This window comes from Pseudoduganella namucuonensis (assembly GCF_900116645.1).
Lineage (GTDB): Bacteria > Pseudomonadota > Gammaproteobacteria > Burkholderiales > Burkholderiaceae_D > Rugamonas > Rugamonas namucuonensis.
In genome coordinates, this window is record NZ_FPBO01000010.1 from 134,489 (window position 1) to 153,936 (window position 19,448).

General features: G+C 69.0%; 17 protein-coding genes. 6 read left to right on the forward strand and 11 right to left on the reverse strand.

The window, feature by feature from the left end; translation table 11 throughout:
- Positions 1–61 precede the first annotated feature (61 nt).
- Positions 62–2,887: a phosphoenolpyruvate carboxylase gene (gene ppc, locus BM436_RS13140; protein ID WP_093555975.1), complete on the reverse strand. Its 2,826-nt coding sequence runs from the start codon at positions 2,885–2,887 to the stop codon at positions 62–64.
- A gap of 144 nt (positions 2,888–3,031) precedes the next feature.
- Between ppc and hemC the strand changes: the two genes are divergently transcribed.
- The 4 genes from hemC to BM436_RS13160 are packed head-to-tail and all read left to right on the forward strand — an operon-like array spanning position 3,032 to position 7,257.
- Positions 3,032–4,090: a hydroxymethylbilane synthase gene (gene hemC / locus BM436_RS13145; RefSeq protein ID WP_371859637.1), complete on the forward strand. Its 1,059-nt coding sequence runs from the start codon at positions 3,032–3,034 to the stop codon at positions 4,088–4,090.
- A gap of 29 nt (positions 4,091–4,119) precedes the next feature.
- Positions 4,120–4,887: a uroporphyrinogen-III synthase gene (locus BM436_RS13150; RefSeq protein ID WP_093555977.1), complete on the forward strand. Its 768-nt coding sequence runs from the start codon at positions 4,120–4,122 to the stop codon at positions 4,885–4,887.
- A complete protein-coding gene (locus BM436_RS13155) occupies positions 4,884–6,056 on the forward strand; it encodes a uroporphyrinogen-III C-methyltransferase (RefSeq protein ID WP_093555978.1) in 1,173 nt (390 codons plus the stop codon). The genes BM436_RS13150 and BM436_RS13155 overlap by 4 nt, the downstream gene beginning before the upstream one ends.
- A gap of 4 nt (positions 6,057–6,060) precedes the next feature.
- Positions 6,061–7,257 (forward strand): heme biosynthesis protein HemY, encoded by a 1,197-nt coding sequence (locus tag BM436_RS13160; protein WP_093555979.1) that lies wholly within the window; start codon positions 6,061–6,063, stop codon positions 7,255–7,257.
- A 69-nt stretch (positions 7,258–7,326) separates the two neighbouring features.
- Here the strand turns inward: BM436_RS13160 and BM436_RS13165 are convergent, their stop codons facing one another.
- A complete protein-coding gene (locus BM436_RS13165; RefSeq protein WP_093555980.1) occupies positions 7,327–9,258 on the reverse strand; it encodes a TOL_0244 family TonB-dependent receptor in 1,932 nt (643 codons plus the stop codon).
- 242 nt (positions 9,259–9,500) lie between these two features.
- Between BM436_RS13165 and ppa the strand changes: the two genes are divergently transcribed.
- Entirely contained in the window at positions 9,501–10,043 is a 543-nt protein-coding gene (gene ppa, locus BM436_RS13170; protein ID WP_093555981.1) for an inorganic diphosphatase, read from the forward strand.
- An 88-nt stretch (positions 10,044–10,131) separates the two neighbouring features.
- On the opposite strand, the gene pcaD is transcribed toward ppa, so the two are convergent.
- The 9 genes from pcaD to BM436_RS13215 form a co-directional block, all read right to left on the reverse strand.
- A complete protein-coding gene (gene pcaD / locus BM436_RS13175; RefSeq protein WP_093555982.1) occupies positions 10,132–10,908 on the reverse strand; it encodes a 3-oxoadipate enol-lactonase in 777 nt (258 codons plus the stop codon).
- Between the two features lie 2 nt (positions 10,909–10,910).
- Positions 10,911–12,149: a benzoate/H(+) symporter BenE family transporter gene (locus tag BM436_RS13180; protein ID WP_371859638.1), complete on the reverse strand. Its 1,239-nt coding sequence runs from the start codon at positions 12,147–12,149 to the stop codon at positions 10,911–10,913.
- Between the two features lie 52 nt (positions 12,150–12,201).
- On the reverse strand, positions 12,202–12,984 hold the full coding sequence (locus tag BM436_RS13185) for a 1,6-dihydroxycyclohexa-2,4-diene-1-carboxylate dehydrogenase (RefSeq protein ID WP_093555984.1): 783 nt from the start codon (positions 12,982–12,984) through the stop codon (positions 12,202–12,204).
- 2 nt (positions 12,985–12,986) lie between these two features.
- Positions 12,987–14,006 (reverse strand): benzoate 1,2-dioxygenase electron transfer component BenC, encoded by a 1,020-nt coding sequence (gene benC, locus BM436_RS13190; protein WP_093555985.1) that lies wholly within the window; start codon positions 14,004–14,006, stop codon positions 12,987–12,989.
- A gap of 16 nt (positions 14,007–14,022) precedes the next feature.
- On the reverse strand, positions 14,023–14,520 hold the full coding sequence (gene benB / locus BM436_RS13195; protein WP_093555986.1) for a benzoate 1,2-dioxygenase small subunit: 498 nt from the start codon (positions 14,518–14,520) through the stop codon (positions 14,023–14,025).
- Positions 14,517–15,908: a benzoate 1,2-dioxygenase large subunit gene (benA, locus tag BM436_RS13200; protein WP_093555987.1), complete on the reverse strand. Its 1,392-nt coding sequence runs from the start codon at positions 15,906–15,908 to the stop codon at positions 14,517–14,519. Before benA ends, benB begins: the two co-directional genes overlap by 4 nt.
- 26 nt (positions 15,909–15,934) lie before the next feature.
- Entirely contained in the window at positions 15,935–16,855 is a 921-nt protein-coding gene (gene catA / locus BM436_RS13205) for a catechol 1,2-dioxygenase (protein ID WP_093555988.1), read from the reverse strand.
- 27 nt (positions 16,856–16,882) lie between these two features.
- A complete protein-coding gene (gene catC / locus BM436_RS13210) occupies positions 16,883–17,173 on the reverse strand; it encodes a muconolactone Delta-isomerase (RefSeq protein ID WP_093555989.1) in 291 nt (96 codons plus the stop codon).
- Positions 17,174–17,263: 90 nt separating this feature from the next.
- The gene (locus BM436_RS13215; protein WP_093555990.1) at positions 17,264–18,373 is read right to left on the reverse strand and encodes a muconate/chloromuconate family cycloisomerase; all 1,110 of its coding nucleotides are present in this window, start codon (positions 18,371–18,373) and stop codon (positions 17,264–17,266) included.
- A 111-nt stretch (positions 18,374–18,484) separates the two neighbouring features.
- Between BM436_RS13215 and BM436_RS13220 the strand changes: the two genes are divergently transcribed.
- On the forward strand, positions 18,485–19,399 hold the full coding sequence (locus BM436_RS13220) for a LysR family transcriptional regulator (RefSeq protein WP_093556043.1): 915 nt from the start codon (positions 18,485–18,487) through the stop codon (positions 19,397–19,399).
- Positions 19,400–19,448 lie beyond the last annotated feature (49 nt).

Genomic DNA, 19,448 nt, shown 5'->3' on the forward strand with positions numbered 1-19,448 from the left:
CCGACTACCTGGCGCACATGCTGCAGGCAGGGGCGGCCCCTTGCAGGGCCGCCAATCCGACTTAACCGGTGTTGCGCAATCCCGCCGCCACGCCGTTGATCGACAGGTGGATGCCCCGGTGCACGCGCTCGTCCACCTTGCCCGGCTCGTGCGCCACCGAGCGGTGGCGCTTGATCAGTTCCACCTGCAAGTGGTTCAGCGGGTCCAGGTAGGCGAAGCGGTTTTGGATCGAGCGCGCCAGCAGCGGGTTGCCCGCCAGCCGCTCGGTGGCGCCGGTGATGCTCTCCAGGCAAGCCAGCGTATTCGCGTGCTCCTCCGTGATGCGCTTGAAGATGCGCCCGCGCAGCTCGGCGTCCTGCACCAGCAGCGAGTAGCGCGAGGCGATCGCCAGGTCGGTCTTGGCCAGCACCATGTCCATATTGGACAGCAGCGTGGCGAAGAACGGCCAGTGCGCATGCATGTCGCGCAGCTGCGCCAGCCGCTCCTCGCGCTCGCCGTCGGCGATCCACGAGCCGATCGCGCTGCCGAAGCCGTACCAGCCCGGCAGCAGCAGGCGGCACTGGCCCCACGAGAAGCCCCAAGGGATGGCCCGCAGGTCCTCGATGCGGCGCGTCGATTTGCGCGAGGCGGGGCGCGAGCCGAGGTTCAGTTCCGCGATCTCGGCGATCGGCGTGGCCGAGAAGAAGTAGTCGGTGAAGCCGGGCGTCTCGTAGACCAGGGCGCGGTAGGCCTTGTAGGCGCGGTCCGAGATCTCGGCCATCACGGCCTCGAAGCCGGCCAGCTGCGCGCGCTTGGCGCTCTCGGTGGACGCCGGCATCAGGCTGGCCTCCAGCGTGGCGGCCACCAGCAGCTCCAGGTTGCGGCGCCCGATCTCGGCGTTGGAGAACTTGGAGGCGATGATCTCGCCCTGTTCGGTCAGGCGGATCTGGCCGTTGACGGTGCCCTTGGGTTGCGCCAGGATCGCGTCGTACGACGGGCCGCCGCCGCGGCCGACGGTGCCGCCGCGGCCGTGGAACAGGCGCAGCTTGACGCCCGCCTTCGCGAACACCTCCACCAGCCCCAGCTCGGCCTTGTACAGTTCCCAGGTGGAGGTGAGGAAGCCGCCGTCCTTGTTGGAGTCCGAATAGCCGAGCATGACCTCCTGCTCCTCGCCTTGCCCGGTGATCAGTTGGCGCACCAGCGGCAGCGCCATCATGGCCTCCATGATGCCGGCCGCGCGCTGCAGGTCGGGGATGGTCTCGAACAGCGGGATCACCATCAGGTCCAGCGCGCTCGAGCCGTCGGCGTTGCGGCGCAGCAGCCCGGTCTCCTGCTGCAGCACCAGCACCTCCAGCAGGTCGGACACGGTCTCGGTGTGCGAGATGATGTAGTTGCGGATGGCGCGCGCGCCGTAGCGCTGGCGGATCTCGCGCGCCGCGCGCAGGATGGTCAGCTCGGACCCGGTCTCGTCCGAGTACTCGATGTAGGGCGAATACAGCAGCCGCGGCTGGGCCAGCTCGGCCAGCAGCAGCCCGGCCTTGGCGTCCTCGTCGAGCGCGGCGTAGTCGGCCTCCACGCCGGCCTTGGCGAACAGTTCGGCCAGCACGCGCTCGTGGATGTCCGAGGTCTGGCGCATGTCCAGCGACGCCAGGTGGAAGCCGAAAATGTCGGCCGCGCGCTTCAAGGTGGCCAGCCGCGGCTTGACCAGCATGGCGCCATGGTGCGCGTTGAGCGAGTCGATCAGCGTCTGCAGGTCGGCCGCGAAGGCGGCGGCGTCCGGGTAGGGCTCGGCGTGGCCCACCTCCTTGCGCAGGATGTTGGTGGCGCCCAGCGCGCGGGCCGAGGCGGCCAGGCGCGCGTAGATGCCGATCAGCGCGCGGCGGTAGGGCTCGTCGCTGCGGTGGTCGGAGGTGTCGGTGGAGGCGTCGGCCAGCGCCTGCAGCGCCGGGCTGCACTTGACCATCAGCGTCGACACCGACAGCTCGGCGCCCAGCGTGTGGGTCTCGTCGAGGTAGAAGTCGAGGATGGTGGTGGCCTGGCGCTCCAGCGCGTGGCGCATGGTGGCGGCGTTGACGTTGGGGTTGCCGTCGCGGTCGCCGCCGATCCAGCTGCCCATCTGCACGTAGGGCGCGGCGATGCGTTTCGGTTCCGCCTCGGGTTCGCCGTAGTGGGCGGCGATGTCGGCCTCGATGTCGTCGTACAGCCCGGGCAGCTCGCGCAGGAAGGTGATGCGGTAGTAGGACAGGGCGTTCTCGATCTCGTCGGCCACCGTCAGCTTGGAGTAGCGCAACATGCGGGTCTGCCACAGCGTGGCCACGCGCGAGCGCAGCAGGTGCAGGTTGGCGGCGCGCTCCTTCGGCGTCAGCGGCAGGTCGCGCTCGGCCAGCAGGCGGGCGATGTCGTGCTCGGCGTCGAGGATGGACTTGCGCTGCACCTCGGTCGGGTGGGCGGTCAGCACGGGCGAGATCAGCGCGTCCCGGAAGAAGGCCGCCACGGTCTCCTCGCCGACGCCGGCCTGGCGCAGTTTGCCCAGCGCGAAGTTGACGCTGCCCTGCTGCGGCTTGGAGCCGGCCAGCAGGTGGGCGCGGCGGCGGCGGATGTGGTGCTGGTCCTCGGCGATGTTGGCCAGGTGCGAGAAGTAGGAGAAGGCGCGCACCACCGAGATGGTCTGCTCGCGCGTGAGGATCTTCAGCATGCCGTCCAGTTCCTTGGCCGCGTCCGAATCGGCGTCGCGCCGGAAGCGCACGGCGGTCTGGCGGATGGTCTCGACCACCGCGTACACGTCCTCGCCCTCCTGGGCGCGCAGCACGTCGCCCAGCAGGCGGCCGAGCAGGCGGATGTCCTCCTTCAGGGGCGCGTCCTTGTCCGCGCCGGCGGGGTCTTCGATAGCACTAACTGGTGTAACCATGATGTATAAGCCGCAAAGTATGGTGGATAACGAGGATAGTCGCCGGTTTGTGGCCGCCGGCCCGGTTCCGCGCGACGGCGCGCATGATAAAATTTGTGACCTTGCACACGCACTAATTTACGACAAACAGCGAAAGAACAGGTTTTGAATACTACCGAATTGGCCCCAGGGGTTCCATCCAGACTGGTGATCGCGTCGCGCGAAAGCCGGCTCGCCATGTGGCAGGCCGAGCACGTGCGCGCGCGCTTGTCCGCATTATATCCACAGTGCAGCGTCGAAATCATCGGTATGACTACGCGGGGCGACCAGATCCTGGACCGCACCCTGTCCAAGGTCGGCGGCAAGGGCCTGTTCGTCAAGGAGCTGGAGGTGGCGATGGCCGAGGGCCGCGCCGACCTGGCCGTGCACTCGCTCAAGGACGTGCCGATGGAGTTGCCCGAGGGCTTCGCGCTGGCCGCCGTGCTCGAACGCGAGGACCCGCGCGACGCCTTCGTCTCCAACGACTACGCCTCGCTGGACGCGCTGCCGGCCGGCGCCGTGGTCGGCACCAGCAGCCTGCGCCGCCAGTCGCTGATCGCGGCGCGCCACCCGCACCTGGTGATCAAGCCGCTGCGCGGCAACCTGGACACCCGGCTGGGCAAGCTCGACCGCGGCGACTACGCCGCCATCATCCTGGCCGCCGCCGGCCTCAAGCGCCTGGGCTTGCCGCAACGCATCCGCGCGCTGCTCGAGCCCGAGACCAGCCTGCCGGCCGCCGGCCAAGGCGCGATGGCGATCGAGATCGCCGAGCGCGGCGACGGCGTGGACCTGATGCGCCTGCTGGCGCCGCTGAACCACCTGCCGACTTTCCTGGCCGTGACGGCCGAGCGCAAGGTGTCCAAGGTGTTCGGCGGCAGCTGCCAGGTGCCACTGGCCGCCCACGCCACCGTCGACGGCGAGGACATGTTCCTGCGCGCCATGGTCGCCACGCCGGACGGCAAGCGCGTGGCCAGCGCCGAGGTGCGCGGCCCGGCCGCCGACGCCGAGCGGCTGGGCGCCGACGTGGCCGAGCTGCTGCGCGGCCAGGACGCGGTCGAAATCCTGGCCGCCTGCCTGGCCGAGGCCGACGCGGCCGGCGCGGCCGCCGGTGGCCAGCCGGCCGCCACTGCGGCTGCGCCGGCCGCTCCCGGCGACGACGCGGGCGGCGGCCGGCCCGGCGCCTGAGCCGCGCGCCCCCGTCCAGCGCTCCCCGGATGCCCGCCCCCGTCGTCATCACCCGCCCGCTCGCGCAGGCGCGGCCGCTGGCCGCGCGCGTGGCGGCGCTCGGCCGTCCGGTCGAGGTGCTGCCGCTGCTGGAGATCTCCCCGCTGCCGGACACGGCCAAGCTGCGCGCCGCGCTGGCCGGCCTGGCCTCGTATGACATGGTGGCCTTCGTCTCGCCCAACGCCATCGACGCCGCCTTCGCCCACATCGACGCCTGGCCGGACGGCGTGACGGCGGCCGTGGTGGGCGAGGGCAGCCGCGCGTCGCTGGCCGCCCGCGGCGTGCCGGCGGCGCGTATCGTCAGCCCCGCCGACAGCGCCCACAGCGACACCGAACACCTGCTGCGCTCGCTGGACCTGGCGGCGCTGCGCGGCGCGCGCGTGCTGATCGTGCGCGGCGAGAGCGGCCGCGAGCTGATGGGCGACGCCTTCCGCGCCGCCGGCGCCGAGGTGGCCGTGGTGGCCGCCTACCGGCGCGCCGCGCCGCCGTTCACCGAGGCGCTGGCGGCGCGCCTGCTGGCGCTGCTGGCCGCCCCGGCCGACTGGATCATCACCAGCTCGGAGGCGCTGCGCGGCCTGCTGGCGCTGGTGCGGCAGTTGCCGGACGGCGAGCGCGCTGTGGCTAATTTGCAACAGCAACACTTGATCGTGCCCCACGCCCGCATTGCCGAAACGGCAAGCATGCTGGGCTTTCAACGCATCACGCGGACAGGATCAGGCGACGAACGCCTGCTCGCCGCGTTACAATCACGCCCATGAACGATTTGCCTACCATACCCGACTCCTCGGCGGCGCCCGGCGCGCCGTCGGACCAGCCGGTGGCCGCGCCCGCCGCCCCGGCGCCGGCCGCCGCCACCCCCGCCCCCGGCCCCGGTCCCTTCGAGGCGCGCCAGCGCCCGCTGGTGATCGCCATCGCCGTGCTCGGCATCCTGCTGGCGGCGCAGAGCTGGTCGTCGCACAACCAGATGCGCAAGCTGCGCGAGGAAATGGCGCGCCGCCTGCAGACGGCCGACACGGTCAACGTGGAGACCGGCAAGGTGACGCGCTCGGTGCAGGAGCTCAGCAAGGAGTTGCAGATCAAGGTCGGCATGCTGGAGAACCGCCAGAGCGAGGCCCAGAGCCAGCAGCTGGCGCTCGAGCAGCTGTACCAGGACCTGTCCAAGAACCGCGACGAGTGGGCGCTGGCCGAGATCGAACAGGTGCTGTCGACCGCCAGCCAGCAGCTGCAGCTGGCCGGCAACGTGCCCGGCGCGCTGATCGCGCTGCAGAACGCTGACCGCAGCCTGTCGCGCTCGGACAAGCCGCAGTTCATCACCATCCGCCGCGCCATCGCCAAGGACATCGACAAGCTCAAGGCCCTGCCCAGCGTGGACGCGGTGGGCCTGGCGCTGCGCCTGGACAACGTGACGGCGCAGATCGACACGCTGCCGATGCTGGCCGACGAGAAACCGGCGCTGCCGGCCCAGGCCGAGCGCCGCGCGCGCGCGGCCAAGCCGGCCAAGCCCGGCGCCAAGGGCGCGCCGGCCGAACCGGTCGACGACAGCCCGTGGCTGCACCAGGCGCAGGACGTGTGGCAGAGCTGGAGCGGCGAGATGTGGAACGACGTGCGCCAGTTGATCCGCGTGCGCAGCGTGGAGACGCCGGACGCGCTGATGCTGTCGCCGTCGCAGGCCTATTTCCTGCGCGAGAACCTCAAGCTGCGCCTGCTCAACGCGCGCATGGCCCTGCTGTCGCGCAACGAGGCCGCCTTCCGCGGCGACCTGATCGCCGCCCAGGAGGCGCTCGCCAAGTACTTCGACACCCGCGCCAAGGCCACGCAAAGCGTGCAGGCGCTGCTGCGCCAGGTGCAGGGCAGCAACCTCGCGATCGACATGCCGACGCTGTCCGACAGCCTGAACGCCGTGCGCAACTACAAAGCGAAATCGTAACGCCATGCGTCTATTCCTCTGGTTACTCGCCCTGATGGCCGCCGCCATCGGCATCGCCGTGACGGCGCGCTTCAATCCGGGCAACGTGGTGCTGTTCTACCCGCCGCACCGCATCGACCTGTCGCTGAACCTGTTCGTGCTGCTGATGGCGGCGCTGTTCGGCTTCCTGTACCTGATCGTCGGCGCCGTGCGCAGCACGCTGCAGATGCCGGCCCGCGTGGCCGCCTACCGCCAGCGCAAGCGCGAGCGCGACGGCAACAAGGGCCTGCGCGACGCCTTGAAGGCGCTGTTCGAGGGCCGCTTCGGCCACGCCGAGAAGGCCGCGCTGCGCGCCTCCGAGCTGCCCGAGAACGCCGGCGTGGCCGCGCTGATCGGCGCCCGCGCCGCGCACCGCATGCGCCAGAACCAGCGCCGCGACAACTGGCTGGCCAAGATCGCCGACGACGGCGCCATGAAGACCGCGCGCCTGATGACGATGACGGAGCTGCTGGTGGACGACCACCAGCCCGAGGCGGCGCTGGAGGCCGTGCGCGAATTGAGCGCCAGCGGCACGCGCCACATCCACGCGCTGCAATGGTCGCTCAAGGCGCAGCAGCAGGCCAAGAACTGGCCCGAGGTGCTGCGCCTGGTGCGTTCGCTGGACAAGCACAAGGCGCTGCACCCGGCGCTGTCGGCGCGGCTGCGCGAGCTGGCCTACAACGACCTGCTGTCGGACCGCGCGCACGACGCCGAGTCGCTGCGCCGGGTGTGGTCCACCATCCCGACCGCCGACCGCGTCAAGCCCTACGTGGCCTGCCGCGCCGCCGCCGCCATGAACGAGCGCGGCCTGCACGACGAGGCGCGCGTGGTGGCCGAGGAGGCGCTGGGGGCCAACTGGGACGAGCGCGTGGTGCGCGCCTACCGCGACGCGGCCGCGCCGGCCGGTTCGGCCGCGCTGCTGGCGCAGATCGAGCATTGCGAGCGCTGGGTGCACGAGCGCCCGGCCGACGCCGAGCTGGCGCTGACCCTGGGTTCGCTGTGCCTGAAGCAGAAGCTGTGGGGCAAGGCGCAGCGCCACCTGGAGCAGGCGCTGTCCGAGGCGGGCGACCCGCGCATGGTGCGCGAGGCCCATTTGAAGCTGGCGCAGCTGCACGAGGCGCTGCAGCAGCCCGAGGAGGCCGCCAGCCACTACCGCCAGTGCGCGCTGGCCACCATCCTGTGAGTTAAACCACGGGCCTGCCCCAGGGGGCGGACCCGGCGGGTCCGACCCCGGCCTTCGCCGTCGGGGTGCCTAGAACCGCGCGGTCAGCATCACATTCACGCTGCGCCCGAACACCACCGGGTTGACCGGCTGCCGCGCCGCGTTGCCCGAGGCGAACTCGCGGTGGCGCCGGTTGAACAGGTTGGCGGCGTTGACCGCCACGTCCATCGTCGGCGACAGGCGCAGCGCCCAGTGCAGGTCCAGCACCGTGTAGGACGGCACCGCCGGCGACGGCAGCCTGCCGACGTGGCGCAGCGTCACATCCCATTCCTGCCGCGCGTCCAGGTTCCACTTCGAACGCAGGGTCAGCTGCGCGCGCGGGTCGTTGCCCTGCGGCGACTGCGGCGTCACGCCGCCGCTGAAGCTCTGGTGCTGCAGCATGCCGCCGGCGTCGATCGACCAGGCCGGCGTCACCTGGTGGGCGACGGTCGCCTCCAGGCCCTGCACCTGGCCGTGGACCTGGTTGTCCAGCACCAGCGTCCGGTCCGGCAGCGCGCCGATGCTGCGCAGGCGGCGGTATTGCGTGTGGTAGGCCACCAGCGAATACGTCAGCGCGTTGCCATGACTGGCGCGCCGGCCCAGTTCCAGCGTGTCGGCCAGTTCGGCGCGGAAGTCCGGGCCGCCGGCCAGCTGGTACGGCGCCCTGCCGGGGATGTAAAACTCGGTGTCGATGCGGGACGGGGCCCGCACCGCGCGCGCCAGTCCGGCCCACCAGATGCCCTCGGCCGTGGGCTTCCACGCCAGCTTCATGCTGGGCAGCCACTCCACGCCCGTGTAGATGTTGGATTCCAGCCGCAGGCCCAGCGTCAGCCGCATATTGTTCGGCAGGTCCTGCTCCTGCTGGGCGAACAGGTTGGCCCAGCGCAGCTGGCGCCGCGCCGGCAGGAAGGCCAGCGCGGCGCTGTTGGTGACGCGGTCGTTGGCCAGCCGGTAGCCGCCGCCGAAGGTGCGCTGGCGGCCGTTCAGCTCGGGCTGGCTGTACTGCAGGTCCAGGTCCAGCGTGTTGAGCTGCTGGGCGAAGGTGCCGGGGATCTCGCGTTCCGTGCGGTCGAGGTAGCCCTGGACGTGCCAGCTGCCGCCGTCCGCCGTGGCGCGCTCCCAGCGCGCCACCAGGTTGGCGCCGCTGAGCCGCACGCGGCCCGGCGCGGGCTGCTGCGCCGTGGGCTGCTGCTGCGCGCCGTCGCGGTACAGGTCGCCCAGCAGGCTCATGCCGTCGCCGCCGTCGCGCCAGTCGGCCCGGAAGCCGGCCTGTGCGCGCACCTGCTCGTCGCGGGCCCGCGGCCCGGCCAGCGTGGCGCTGCGGCGTTCGCGGTCGGCCTTGGCGTAGACCCGGTAGGCGCCGCCACCGCCCAGCGCGCCGCTGTGGCGGTAGGCCGTCCCGAGGCCGGCCTGGCCGCCCCCCAGCTGGGCCAGGTCGCCGTCGGCCGCCTGCGCGCGGCGCGTGATGATGTTGATCACGCCGTTGACGGCGTTGGTGCCCCACAGCGTGCCGCCGGGCCCGCTGACCACCTCGATGCGGTCGATGTCGGCCAGCAGCACGTCCTGCGCGTCCCAGAACACGCCGGAATACAAGGGCGTGTAGACGGTGCGGCCATCGATCATGACCAGCAGCTTGTTGGCGGTGGTGGTGTTGGAGCCGCGCGCGCTGATCGCGTACGAACTGGCGTTGATGCGCGCCACCTGCAGGTTCGAGGCCAGCCGCAGCGCCTCGGGCAGGGTGCGGGCGCCGGCGCGGCGGATCGCGTCGGCGGTGAGCACCTGGATGGACGCGGCGGCGTCGGCCAGCCGCTCCTCCTTGCGGGACACCGAGGTGATGCGGAAATCGCTGAGCTCCTCCAGCGACAGGTCGACGAAATTGACCGGGGTCTGGGCGTTGGCCAGGCAATGGCCGGCGCCCAGCGTGGCGCTCGCCGCCAGCAGTGCGCGCAGGCACAGGCGCGGGTGCAGGGCCGGGAAATCCATAGGCGTTCCTCTAGTGTGGGCGGCGAGCCGGGGCGCGTATTCTGCCCAGGACAAAGCAAGAAAGGTTCCCGCCGCCTCGATGTGCTGAAGATTCTATCACCGACAACTTTTCCGCTCATGCAATTCCGGTGCGCGAACGGTGGTTTGTTGCGTGCCGACACAGCCGGCGGGAGGCGCGACGGCCCGTACTTCGCTATAATTGCGCGGTTAAACTTTCAACATGCATTAAAACCGAGGAAAACATGAGCCTGAATAAAGTATCGTCCGGCCGCGACGTGCCCAACGACTTCAACGTGATCATCGAAATCCCGATGAACGCGGATCCGATCAAGTACGAAGTGGACAAGGAATCGGGCGCGATCTTCGTCGACCGCTTCATGGGCACCGCGATGCACTACCCGTGCAACTACGGCTACGTGCCGAACACGCTGTCCGACGACGGCGACCCGGTCGACGTGCTGGTCATCACCCCGTTCCCGCTGATCCCGGGCGTGGTGGTGCGCTGCCGTCCCATCGGCGTGCTGAAGATGACCGACGAATCCGGCGAGGACGCGAAAGTGCTGGCCGTGCCGGTCGACAAGGTGCTGCCGATCTACAGCCACTGGCAAAAGCCGGAAGACCTGAACGAACTGCGCCTGCGCCAGATCCAGCACTTCTTCGAGCACTACAAGGACCTGGAAAAAGGCAAATGGGTCAAGATCGACGGCTGGTACGGCCCCGAGGAAGCCAAGAAGGAAATCGTCAACGGCGTCGCCTCCTACAACAAGGAAAACAGCGCCGCTTAATCGCCGCAACGCCGTTTCGACCGGAACCAGACGCGAGGGCTGGGGTCGGACCCGCCGGGTCCGACCCCGGTTTCCGCCTCTGGTTTTTTCACGCCAGGAAGTCGAGCAGCGCCCGGGTGAACCGCGCGGGCGACTCCACGTTCGAGATGTGCGAGGCGGGCAGCGTCGCCACCCTGGAGTCGCCGATCTCCGCGCGCATTGCCTCCGCGTCCGCCACCGTCGTCACCGGATCGAGCGATCCGGCGATGATCAGCGTGGGCGCCGGCACCGCGTGCAGCGCGCCGCGCATGTCGGCCGCCGCCAGCGCCTCGCAGCAGGCGGCATAGCCGGCCGGGTCCTGCGCGCGCAGCGCGTCCGTCATGCGCGCCACCGTCGGCGCCTCGCGCTCCGCGAAACCGGCGCCGAACCAGCGCGAGGCCGCGCCGTCGGCGATCCCGCCCAGGCCGTGCGCGCGCACGGCGGCCGCGCGGCTTTGCCACCCCTCGGCCGTGCCCACCCTGGCCGCCGTGTTGGCCAGCACCAGTTTGATCAGCCGCCGCGGCGCGTGCACGCCCAGCCATTGCCCCGTCACGCCGCCCATCGACAGGCCGCAGAAGTGCGCGCGTTCAATGTCCAGGTGATCCAGCAGCGCGAGCACGTCGCCTCCCAGTTGCTCCAGCGTGTAAGGTCCCGGCGGGCTGGCCGAGCGGCCGTGGCCGCGCGTGTCGTAGCGCAGCACGTGGAAGCGGGACACCAGCGCCGCGGCCTGCGCGTCCCACATGCCCAGGTCCGTGCCCAGCGAATTGGAAAAGACCAGGCAGGGCAGGTGGCGCTCGCCATCGGTGCGGTAGTGGATGCTGGTGTGGTTGATGTCTGCTACGGGCATGCTCAGGCTTTCGTATCGGATGGTTTGCGGCGCAGCGCCAGGTAGGCGAACATGCCGATCGCGGCGCCCCAGAAGGCCGAGCCCAGGCCGAGGAAGCTCATGCCGGACGCGGTGGCCAGGAAGGTGATGACGGACGCCTCGCGGTGTTCCTCGTCGGCGATGGCCCCCATCAGGTTGCTGGTGATGGCGCCCAGCAGGGCCAGGCCCGCCAGCACCGCCACCAGTTCCCGCGGCAGGCTGGCGAACAGCGCGACGATGGTGCCCGCCAGCGTGCCGCCGATGATGTAGAACACGCCATTGGCCATGCCGGCGACGTAGCGGCGCCGGGGATCCTCGTGCGCGTCCCTGCCGGTGCACAGCGCCGCCGTGATCGAGGCGATGACGATGGTGATGCCGCCGAAGCAGGCCACGGCCAGCGACGCCAGGCCGGTCGCGCCCATGACGGGCCGGGCGCTGGTCTCGTAGCCGGACAGCCTGAGGATGGCCATGCCCGGCAGGAACTGGCCGCTCAGGCTGACCAGCACCAGCGGGATGGCGAAGCTGAAGGTCGCGCCCCAGCTCCAGTCCGGCCGTATCCACCGCGGCTGGGCGAAGGAGACGCGCACGGCGCCCAGGTCGGCCTGTCCCGCGAGCCAGGCGATGGCGGCGCCGGTCAGCATGACGACGATCACCGCGTAGCGCGGCGCCAGCCGCTTGCACAACACATAGGCCGCCACCATGCCCAGGGCCAGCGCGGGCATGGTCGACACCGAGCGGAAGGTGTTGACGCCGAACTGGAACAGGATGCCCGCCATCATGCCGGCCGCGATGCCCTTGGGGATGTGGCGTATCAGCCGGTCGAAGCAGCCCGACAGGCCGATCAGCAGCAACAGCGCCGCCGCCACGATGTAGGCGCCGACGGCCTCGTTGATCGACATGGCCGGAAACAGCGTGACGAGCAGGGCGGTGCCGGGCGCCGACCAGGCCGTGATGACGGGTGTCTTGAGGCGCCAGCTGAGCCACAGGCCCGACAGCCCGGCGCCGATCGAGATGGCCCAGATCCACGACGACATCATCTCCCGCGACACCTGGGCCGCGTTGGCCGCCTGGAAAAAGATCACCAGCGGCCCCGAGTACGAAATCACCACCGCCAGGAACCCCGCCAGCAGCGCCGTCCACGAAAAAGACCCCAGGGTTAATTTCCGCCCGCCGGCCGGTAAATACCCCAGGGGTGATTTTCCCGATAAATACCCCTGGGGTATTTTCGGCGGCGCGAGGGGGTGCGGGGGGACGGGGGGACGGGACATGGCGCGCTCAGCCCTGGTCGCCGCCACCGACCGGCAGCACGGTGCCGGTGATGTAGCTGGCCTCGTCGGAGGCGAGGAACAGGATGGCGCGCACCTGCTCGTCTATCGTGCCGTAGCGGTGCATCAGGCTGCTGGCGATGGTCTGGTCGACGATGCCCTGGTACCAGGTCTGCTCCCGCTCGCTGAGCGGCTTGGGGTTGCGCGGCACTTTGCGCGGGGGCGCCTCGGTGCCGCCGGTGGCCACGGCGTTGACGCGGATGCCGTCCTGCGCGTGCTCCAGCGCCAGGCTGGCCGTCAGCGCGTTCACGCCGCCCTTGGACGCCGAATACGGTATGCGGTAGATGCCGCGCGTGGCGATGGAGGAGATGTTGACGATCACGCCGGCCTGCTGCTCTATCATCGCCGGCAGCACCGCGCGGCAGCACCACAGCGTGGGGAACAGCGAGCGCCGGATCTCGGCCTCGATCTCGTCCTCCTCGTATTCCTGGAAGGGCTTGGCCCAGATGGTGCCACCGACGTTGTTGACCAGCACGTCGACGCGGCCGTGGGCCTCCAGCGCCGCCGCCACCAACTGGCGCGCGCCGGCGTAGGTTTCCAGGTCCACGTTGACGGCCACGGCAGCCGCTTGCAGGGCCAGCACCTCGGCCAGCACCTCGTGCACCAGCGGCGAACGGTCCGCCAGCACCAGTCGCGCGCCTTCGCGCGCGGCGGCCAGCGCCACGCCGCGTCCTATCCCTTGCGCGGCGCCGGTGACGATCACCACCTTGCCTTTGAATCGAAGGTTTTCCATATTCATGCTCCGCTGCTGGCCGAGAACTTCTCGAAGTAGAAATTGGCTGGCTGCACGCCCACGTCGCCCAGCCAGGTGCGCACCGCGTCCACCATCGGCACCGGGCCGCACAGGTAGACATCGACGTCGCCGCCGTTCAGCCAGGACGGCTCCACGTGCTGCGTCGCGTAGCCCTTGCGTGGATGGGCGCTTTCCGGCGCGGCCACGCAGGTGCAGTAGCTGAACTGCGGATGCGCGGCGGCGATGCGGTCCAGCTGCGCCAGCGCCACCAGGTCGCAGTCGCGCGTGACGGCGAACACCAGGCGCACCGGTTGCGGGAAGCCTTGCTGCGCCAGCACTTCCAGCATCGACAGGAAGGGCGCGATGCCGGTGCCGCCGGCCAGCATCAGCACCGGGCGCTGCACGGCGCGCAGGTAGAAGCTGCCGTATGGCCCGGCGAAGGAGATGTGCTGGCCCGGCTGCGCCTCGCCCGCGAGGAAGCGGCTCATGCGGCCGTCCGGCACGTTGCGCACGACGAAGGAGGCCCGCTTCGCGCCGGGCGTGGAGCTGAACGAATAGGAACGCGTCAGCTCCGTGCCGGGGATGTTGACGTTGACGTACTGGCCCGGCAGGAAGTCCAGTGCCTCCGCTTGCTGCAGGTCGATGGAAAAGGTGATGGTCGATTCGGACACCTGTTCCACCGACGCCACCGTGCCGGGGTGGCTGGACGCCGCCGTCTTGCAGGCCGCCGACGTGGCGGGGATCTTCACCACGCAGTCGGAGGTGGGGCGCATCTGGCAGGCCAGCACGTAGCCCTTGGCGGCGTCCTCCGGCTCCAGGGCGTCGTCGATGTAGCTGGAGGCGGGCATGTCGTAGCTGCCCGATTCGCAGTGGCCACGGCAGGTGCCGCAGGCGCCGTCGCGGCAGTCCAGTGGAACGTTGACCTTCTGGCGGTAGGCCGCGTCGGCCAGCTTTTCATTGGGGTTGCAGCTGATGAAGCGGGTCACCCCGTCTTCGAACTGCAGTGCGATGGTATGGCTCATGGCCGCTCTCCGGTGTTCAAATGTGGTAAATATCGATGACCTGGTGGATGTAGTCGTTTTTCAGCACGACGTACTTGTCCAGGATCTTCGGAGTGGCGCCGGAAAAGTCGATCACGTAGCGCGACATGCCGAAATAGCTGTAGTCCCGCTTGTAGCGATGGCTCAGCGTGTGCCAGTTGAAGCGCACCGTGCACACGGCGCCTTCCCGCTTTTCCAGCTCCACGTTGGCGATGTTGTGGCTGGTGCGCGTGTCCGGCATGGTGGCGCTGGAGCGCTCGGTCTTGATGCGGAACACGCGGTCCTCCAGGCCCTGGCGCGTGGGGTAGTAGATCAGCGAGATCTCGCGTTCCGGATCGGTGACCAGCGTGTCGTCGTCGTCCCAGGCCGGCATCCAGTACTGCGCGTCCGGGTGGTAGCACTCCAGCCACTCGTCCCACTGCTCGTCGTCCAGCAGCCTGGCCTCGCGGTACAGGAAGCCGGCGATGGTGTTGATATTGATATCGTTCGCGCTCATGCCTGTTCCCCCGTTTTTTCCCGCGAGGCCAGCGCCTGCTTCATCACGTCCAGCCAGTAGCGGTGCTGCACCGTGTACAGGCCCTCGTCCTCGGTGCGCACGCCGCTCATCAGCGGCTGCAGGCCGATTTCCTTCGCCGCGTCGTCGGCGCCCTCGATCCAGTGCTCGGATCCCCGGCACATGTCGTTCCATTCCATCGCGCCGCCGGCGTAGCCCTGCTGGCAGGCGCGGAATTCCTCCAGGTCGTCCGGCGTGGCCATGCCGCTGACGTTGAAGAAGTCCTCGTACTGGCGGATGCGGCGCGCGCGCGCCTCCTGCGGCTCGCCCTTGGGCGCGATGCAGTAGATCGTCACCTCCGTCTTGTCGACGGAGATCGGGCGCAGCAGGCGGATCTGCGATCCGAACTGGTCCATCAGGTACACGTTCGGGTACAGGCACAGGTTGCGCGAGCGCTCCACCATCCAGTTCGCCGTCGGCGTGCCGAACTTGTCGGCGTACTCGGCGAGGCGCGGATAGTTGGGCCGGTCCTGCGGGTTGGCCCATTTGGTCCACAGCAGGATGTGGCCCTGCTTGAAGGCGTAGAAGCCGCCGCCCTGTTTCCCCCATTTGCCGGCGTCCATCGCGCGGATCTTGTCCTCGCGCTTGTTGTTCGCGTCCGCCTCGGCTTCCTTGCGGCGGTTGGTGGTGGCCGCGTAGTTCCAGTGCACGGCCGAGACGTGGTAGCCGTCCGCGCCGTTCTCCGCCTGCAGCTTCCAGTTGCCCTCGAAGGTGTAGGTGGACGAGCCGCGCAGCACCTCCAGGCCGTCGGTGGACTGGTCGACGATCATGTCGATGATCTTGCCGGCCTCGCCGAGGAACTCGGCCAGCGGCGCGACGTTCTCGTTCAGGCTGCCGAACAGGAAACCGCGGTAGCTTTCGAAGCGCGCCAGCTTTTTCAGGTCGTGCGAGCCTTCCTTGTTGAAGCACTCGGGATAGCCCGCGTCCTCCGGGTCCTTCACCTTCAGCAGCTTGCCGCTGTTGTTGAAGGTCCAGCCGTGGAAGGGGCAAGTGTAGGTGGCCTTGTTGCCGCGCTTGTGGCGGCACAGTTGCGCGCCGCGGTGGCTGCACGCGTTGATGAAGGCGTTCAGCTCGCCCTGGCGGTTGCGCGCGATGAAGATGGGCTGGCGGCCGATGTGCGTGGTGTAGTAGTCGTTGTTGTTCGGGATCTGGCTGTCGTGCGCCAGGTAGATCCAGTTGCCCTCGAAGATGTGCTTCATCTCCAGTTCGAACAGGGCCTCGTCGGTGAAGGCGCTGCGGTGCAGGCGGTAGTCGCCTTTTTCCTTGTCCTCGACGAGGTAGTCGTCCAGCGACTTCGGCTTCGATGGCTTGGCCGGAATGATGGGGATCATGACGTTTTCCATGATGGTTCGGCCTCTCAGGCGGCGACGCGGACGCGGTCCACTTCGGCGGCGGGCGCCGCTTCACTCTCGCCGTACAGGCGGAAGTCGAAGTCGATGCTCGAATACGGCTGGCGCAGGTCCTTGTTCGCGATGGCCGCGGCGTCGGTGACCTTGCTCAGCGCCGGCACCAGGCCCTCGCGGCTGGCGAAGGCGAAGTCGTCCCACAAGTATTCGTCGCCGTCGATGTTGATCTGCGTGGTCAGCTTGCGGTGGCCGTCGGCGCTGACGAAGAAGTGGATGTGCGCGGGGCGCTGGCCGTGGCGGCCCAGCTGGTCCAGCAGGCGCTGCGTGCTGCCGTCGGGCGGGCAGCCGTAACCCTTGGGCATGATGCTGCGGAACTGGTAGCGGCCTTCCGCGTCGGTGACGATGGTGCGGCGCAGGTTGAAGTGCGATTGCGTCTGGTCGAAGAAGGAGTAATTGCCCATCAGGTTGGCGTGCCACACCTCCACCTTGGCGCCGGGCAGGGGCTTGCCCTGGCGGTCGTACACGGTGCCCTGCATGAACAGCACCTCGGCTTCGGCGCTTTCAGTGCCGTCGTCCAGGCGCGCAAAGCCATTGCTTTCCGGCGCGCCGGCCACGTACAGCGGTCCCTCGATGGTGCGCGGCGTGCCGCCGGCCAGGCCGGCGCGGGCCTCCGCCTCGTCGGCGCGGATGTCCAGGAAGCGCTCCAGGCCCAGGCCCGGCGCCAGCAGGCCCAGTTCATTGGCCGCGCCGGCGGCGGACAGGTATTCCAGGCCCTTCCAGAATTCGCTGGGCTGGATGTCCAGGTCCTCGATGGCCTTGCACAGGTCGCCCACCAGGCGCACCACCACCTGCCGCACGCGCGGGTTGGCTGGGCGGGTGGCGCTGTCGACGATCCAGCTCTGGACCAGTTGGTCGATGTCTTTGTGGTTCATTTCAGTCTCCTGTCTTGGTGGGTGTGATTACTGGTCGGTGCTGCGGATGGAGGAAGGGTGGCGGCACAGCGGCGTCACCTGGATTTGCATGAAGGGGAACAGCGGCAGCCCGGTCAGCAGCGTGTGCAACTCCTCCACGCTGTCGACGTCGAACACGCTGACGTTCGCGTACTGGCCGGCGATGCGCCAGATGTGGCGCCACTTGCCGCTTTCCTGCAATTGATGCGAATAGGCCTTTTCTTTGAGCTTGATGGCGTCCGCCTCGGCGGCCGGCATGGCGGCGGGCAGGTTCACATCCATACGTACCTGGAACAACATGATTCACTCCTTGTTTTCAAAACCAGATGCGGAATCCGGGGACAGACCCTGCGGGTCTGTCCCCAGCAGTTGCCGTTGGTTCTAAATGCGTTATTTGCGGCGCAGGTGGCCGAGTTTGTCGGTGTCGATGGCGACGCCCAGGCCATGGCCGGACGGCACTTGCAGCATGAAGTCCTTGTAGACCAGCGGCTCTTGCAGCACCTCCTCGGTCAGCAGCAATGGCCCGAACAGCTCGGTGCCGAAGGACAGGTCGGCGAAGGTGGCAAACAGCTGGGCGGAGGCGGCGGTGCCGATGCCGCCCTCGAGCATGGTGCCGCCGTACAGGCCGACGCCGGCCAGCTGCGCCACCGTGCCCACCTGCGCGGCCAGCATCAGGCCGCCGGACTGGGTGATCTTCACGGCGAACACGTCCGCCGCCGCCGCGGTGGCGTAGCTGTAGGCGTCCAGCGGGCCTTGCAGCGCCTCGTCCGCCATGACGGGGACCGCGAAGCGCTGCGCCAGGCGGGCCATGCCGGCCTTGTTGTGGGCGCGGATCGGTTGTTCGATCAGGTCGACGCCGCCGTCCTGCAGCGCGGCGATGCCTTCCATGGCCTGCAGCTCGCTCCAGGCCTGGTTCACGTCGACACGCACGCTGACGTCGGCGCCCAGCGCCTTCTTGATGGCCAGCACGTGGGCCACGTCGTCGGCCACGGCGCGCGCGCCGATCTTCAGCTTGAAGATGCGGTGGCGGCGCAGTTCCAGCATCTTCTCGGCCTCGGCGATGTCCTTGCCGGTGTCGCCGCTGGCCAGGGTCCAGGCCACCGGCAGCGCCTCGCGCACGCGGCCGCCCAGCAGCTCGCTCAGCGGCACGCCGAGGCGGCGCGCCTGCGCGTCCAGCAGCGCGGTTTCGATCGCGCACTTGGCGAAGCGGTTGCCCTGGATCGCCTTGCGCACCACCGCCATCGCGGCCGCCACCCGGGTCGCGTCCAGGCCGATCAGCAGTGGCGCGATGTGGGTGTCGATATTGGTCTTGATGCTCTCGGGGCTCTCCTCGCCGTAGTTCAGGCCGCCGATCGTGGTGGCCTCGCCCCAGCCCTCCACACCGTCGTCGCAGCGCACGCGCACCAGCACCAGCGTCTGCGTGTTCATGGTGGTCACCGACAGCTTGTGCGGGCGGATGGTGGGGACGTCCGCGAGGATGGTTTCTATGCTTTTGATCATATCTTATCCGTATAGTCGGTATAATTCGAAGGGATGACAGCACGATATACCGTCGAAAAATAGCCGTCCAACACTGAATTGGTATGGCGTTGATACTTTAAAGGTATGAACATGGAGATCAGGCACCTGCGTTACTTCATCGCCGTGGCGGAAGAGCGCAACTTCACCCGCGCCGCGCAGCGGCTGTTCATCGCCCAGCCGCCGTTGAGCCGCCAGATCCAGCAGCTGGAGGAGGAGTTGGGCGTGGCCTTGTTCGAAAAGGGCTCCAGGCCGCTGCGCCTGACCGAGGCGGGCGAGTTCTTCCAGGCGCACGCGCAGTCGGTGCTGGACAAAATGGCCGACCTGAAAACCATGACCCAGCGCGTCGGCAAGATCGACCGCACGCTGTCGATCGGCTTCGTCGCCTCCACGCTGTACGGCCTGCTGCCGGAAATCGTGCGCCGCTTCCGCAGCCAGTACGACGCGGTGGACGTCACCTTCCACGAGCTGACCACGATGGAGCAGATGCGCGCGCTGAAGGAGGGCCGCATCGACGTCGGCTTCGGGCGCGTGAAGGCGGAAGACCCGTCGATCCGCCGCATCCTGCTGCGCGAGGAGCGGCTGATCGTGGCCTTGCCGCTGGGACATCCGCTGGCGATGCTGGAGCGGCCGCTGAAGCTGAAGGAATTGATCGCGGAGAATCTGATCGTCTATCCGAAGTCGCCCCGGCCCAGCTTCGCGGACCAGGTGCTGGCCGCGTTCAGCGACCGCGCGCTGCACCCGGAAAAGGTGATGGAGGTGCGCGAACTGCAGATCGCCATCGGCATGGTGGCGGCGGGGCAGGGCGTGTCGGTGGTGCCGGACAGCCTGCAGGGCATGAAGCGCACCGACGTGCAATACCGCACCATCGACGACCAGCACGCGGTGTCGCCCATCCTGTTCAGCATCCGCCTGATGGACCGCTCGGAGGAGCTGCGCAACATGCTCCAGGTGATCTACGACGTCTACGAGGCGCGCGGTATTCCGCACGTAAAGGAGGAATTGTAGGTCCCGCGAACTCCGGGCGGCGCCGGCGGTCTTAGTCAGATATCACCCA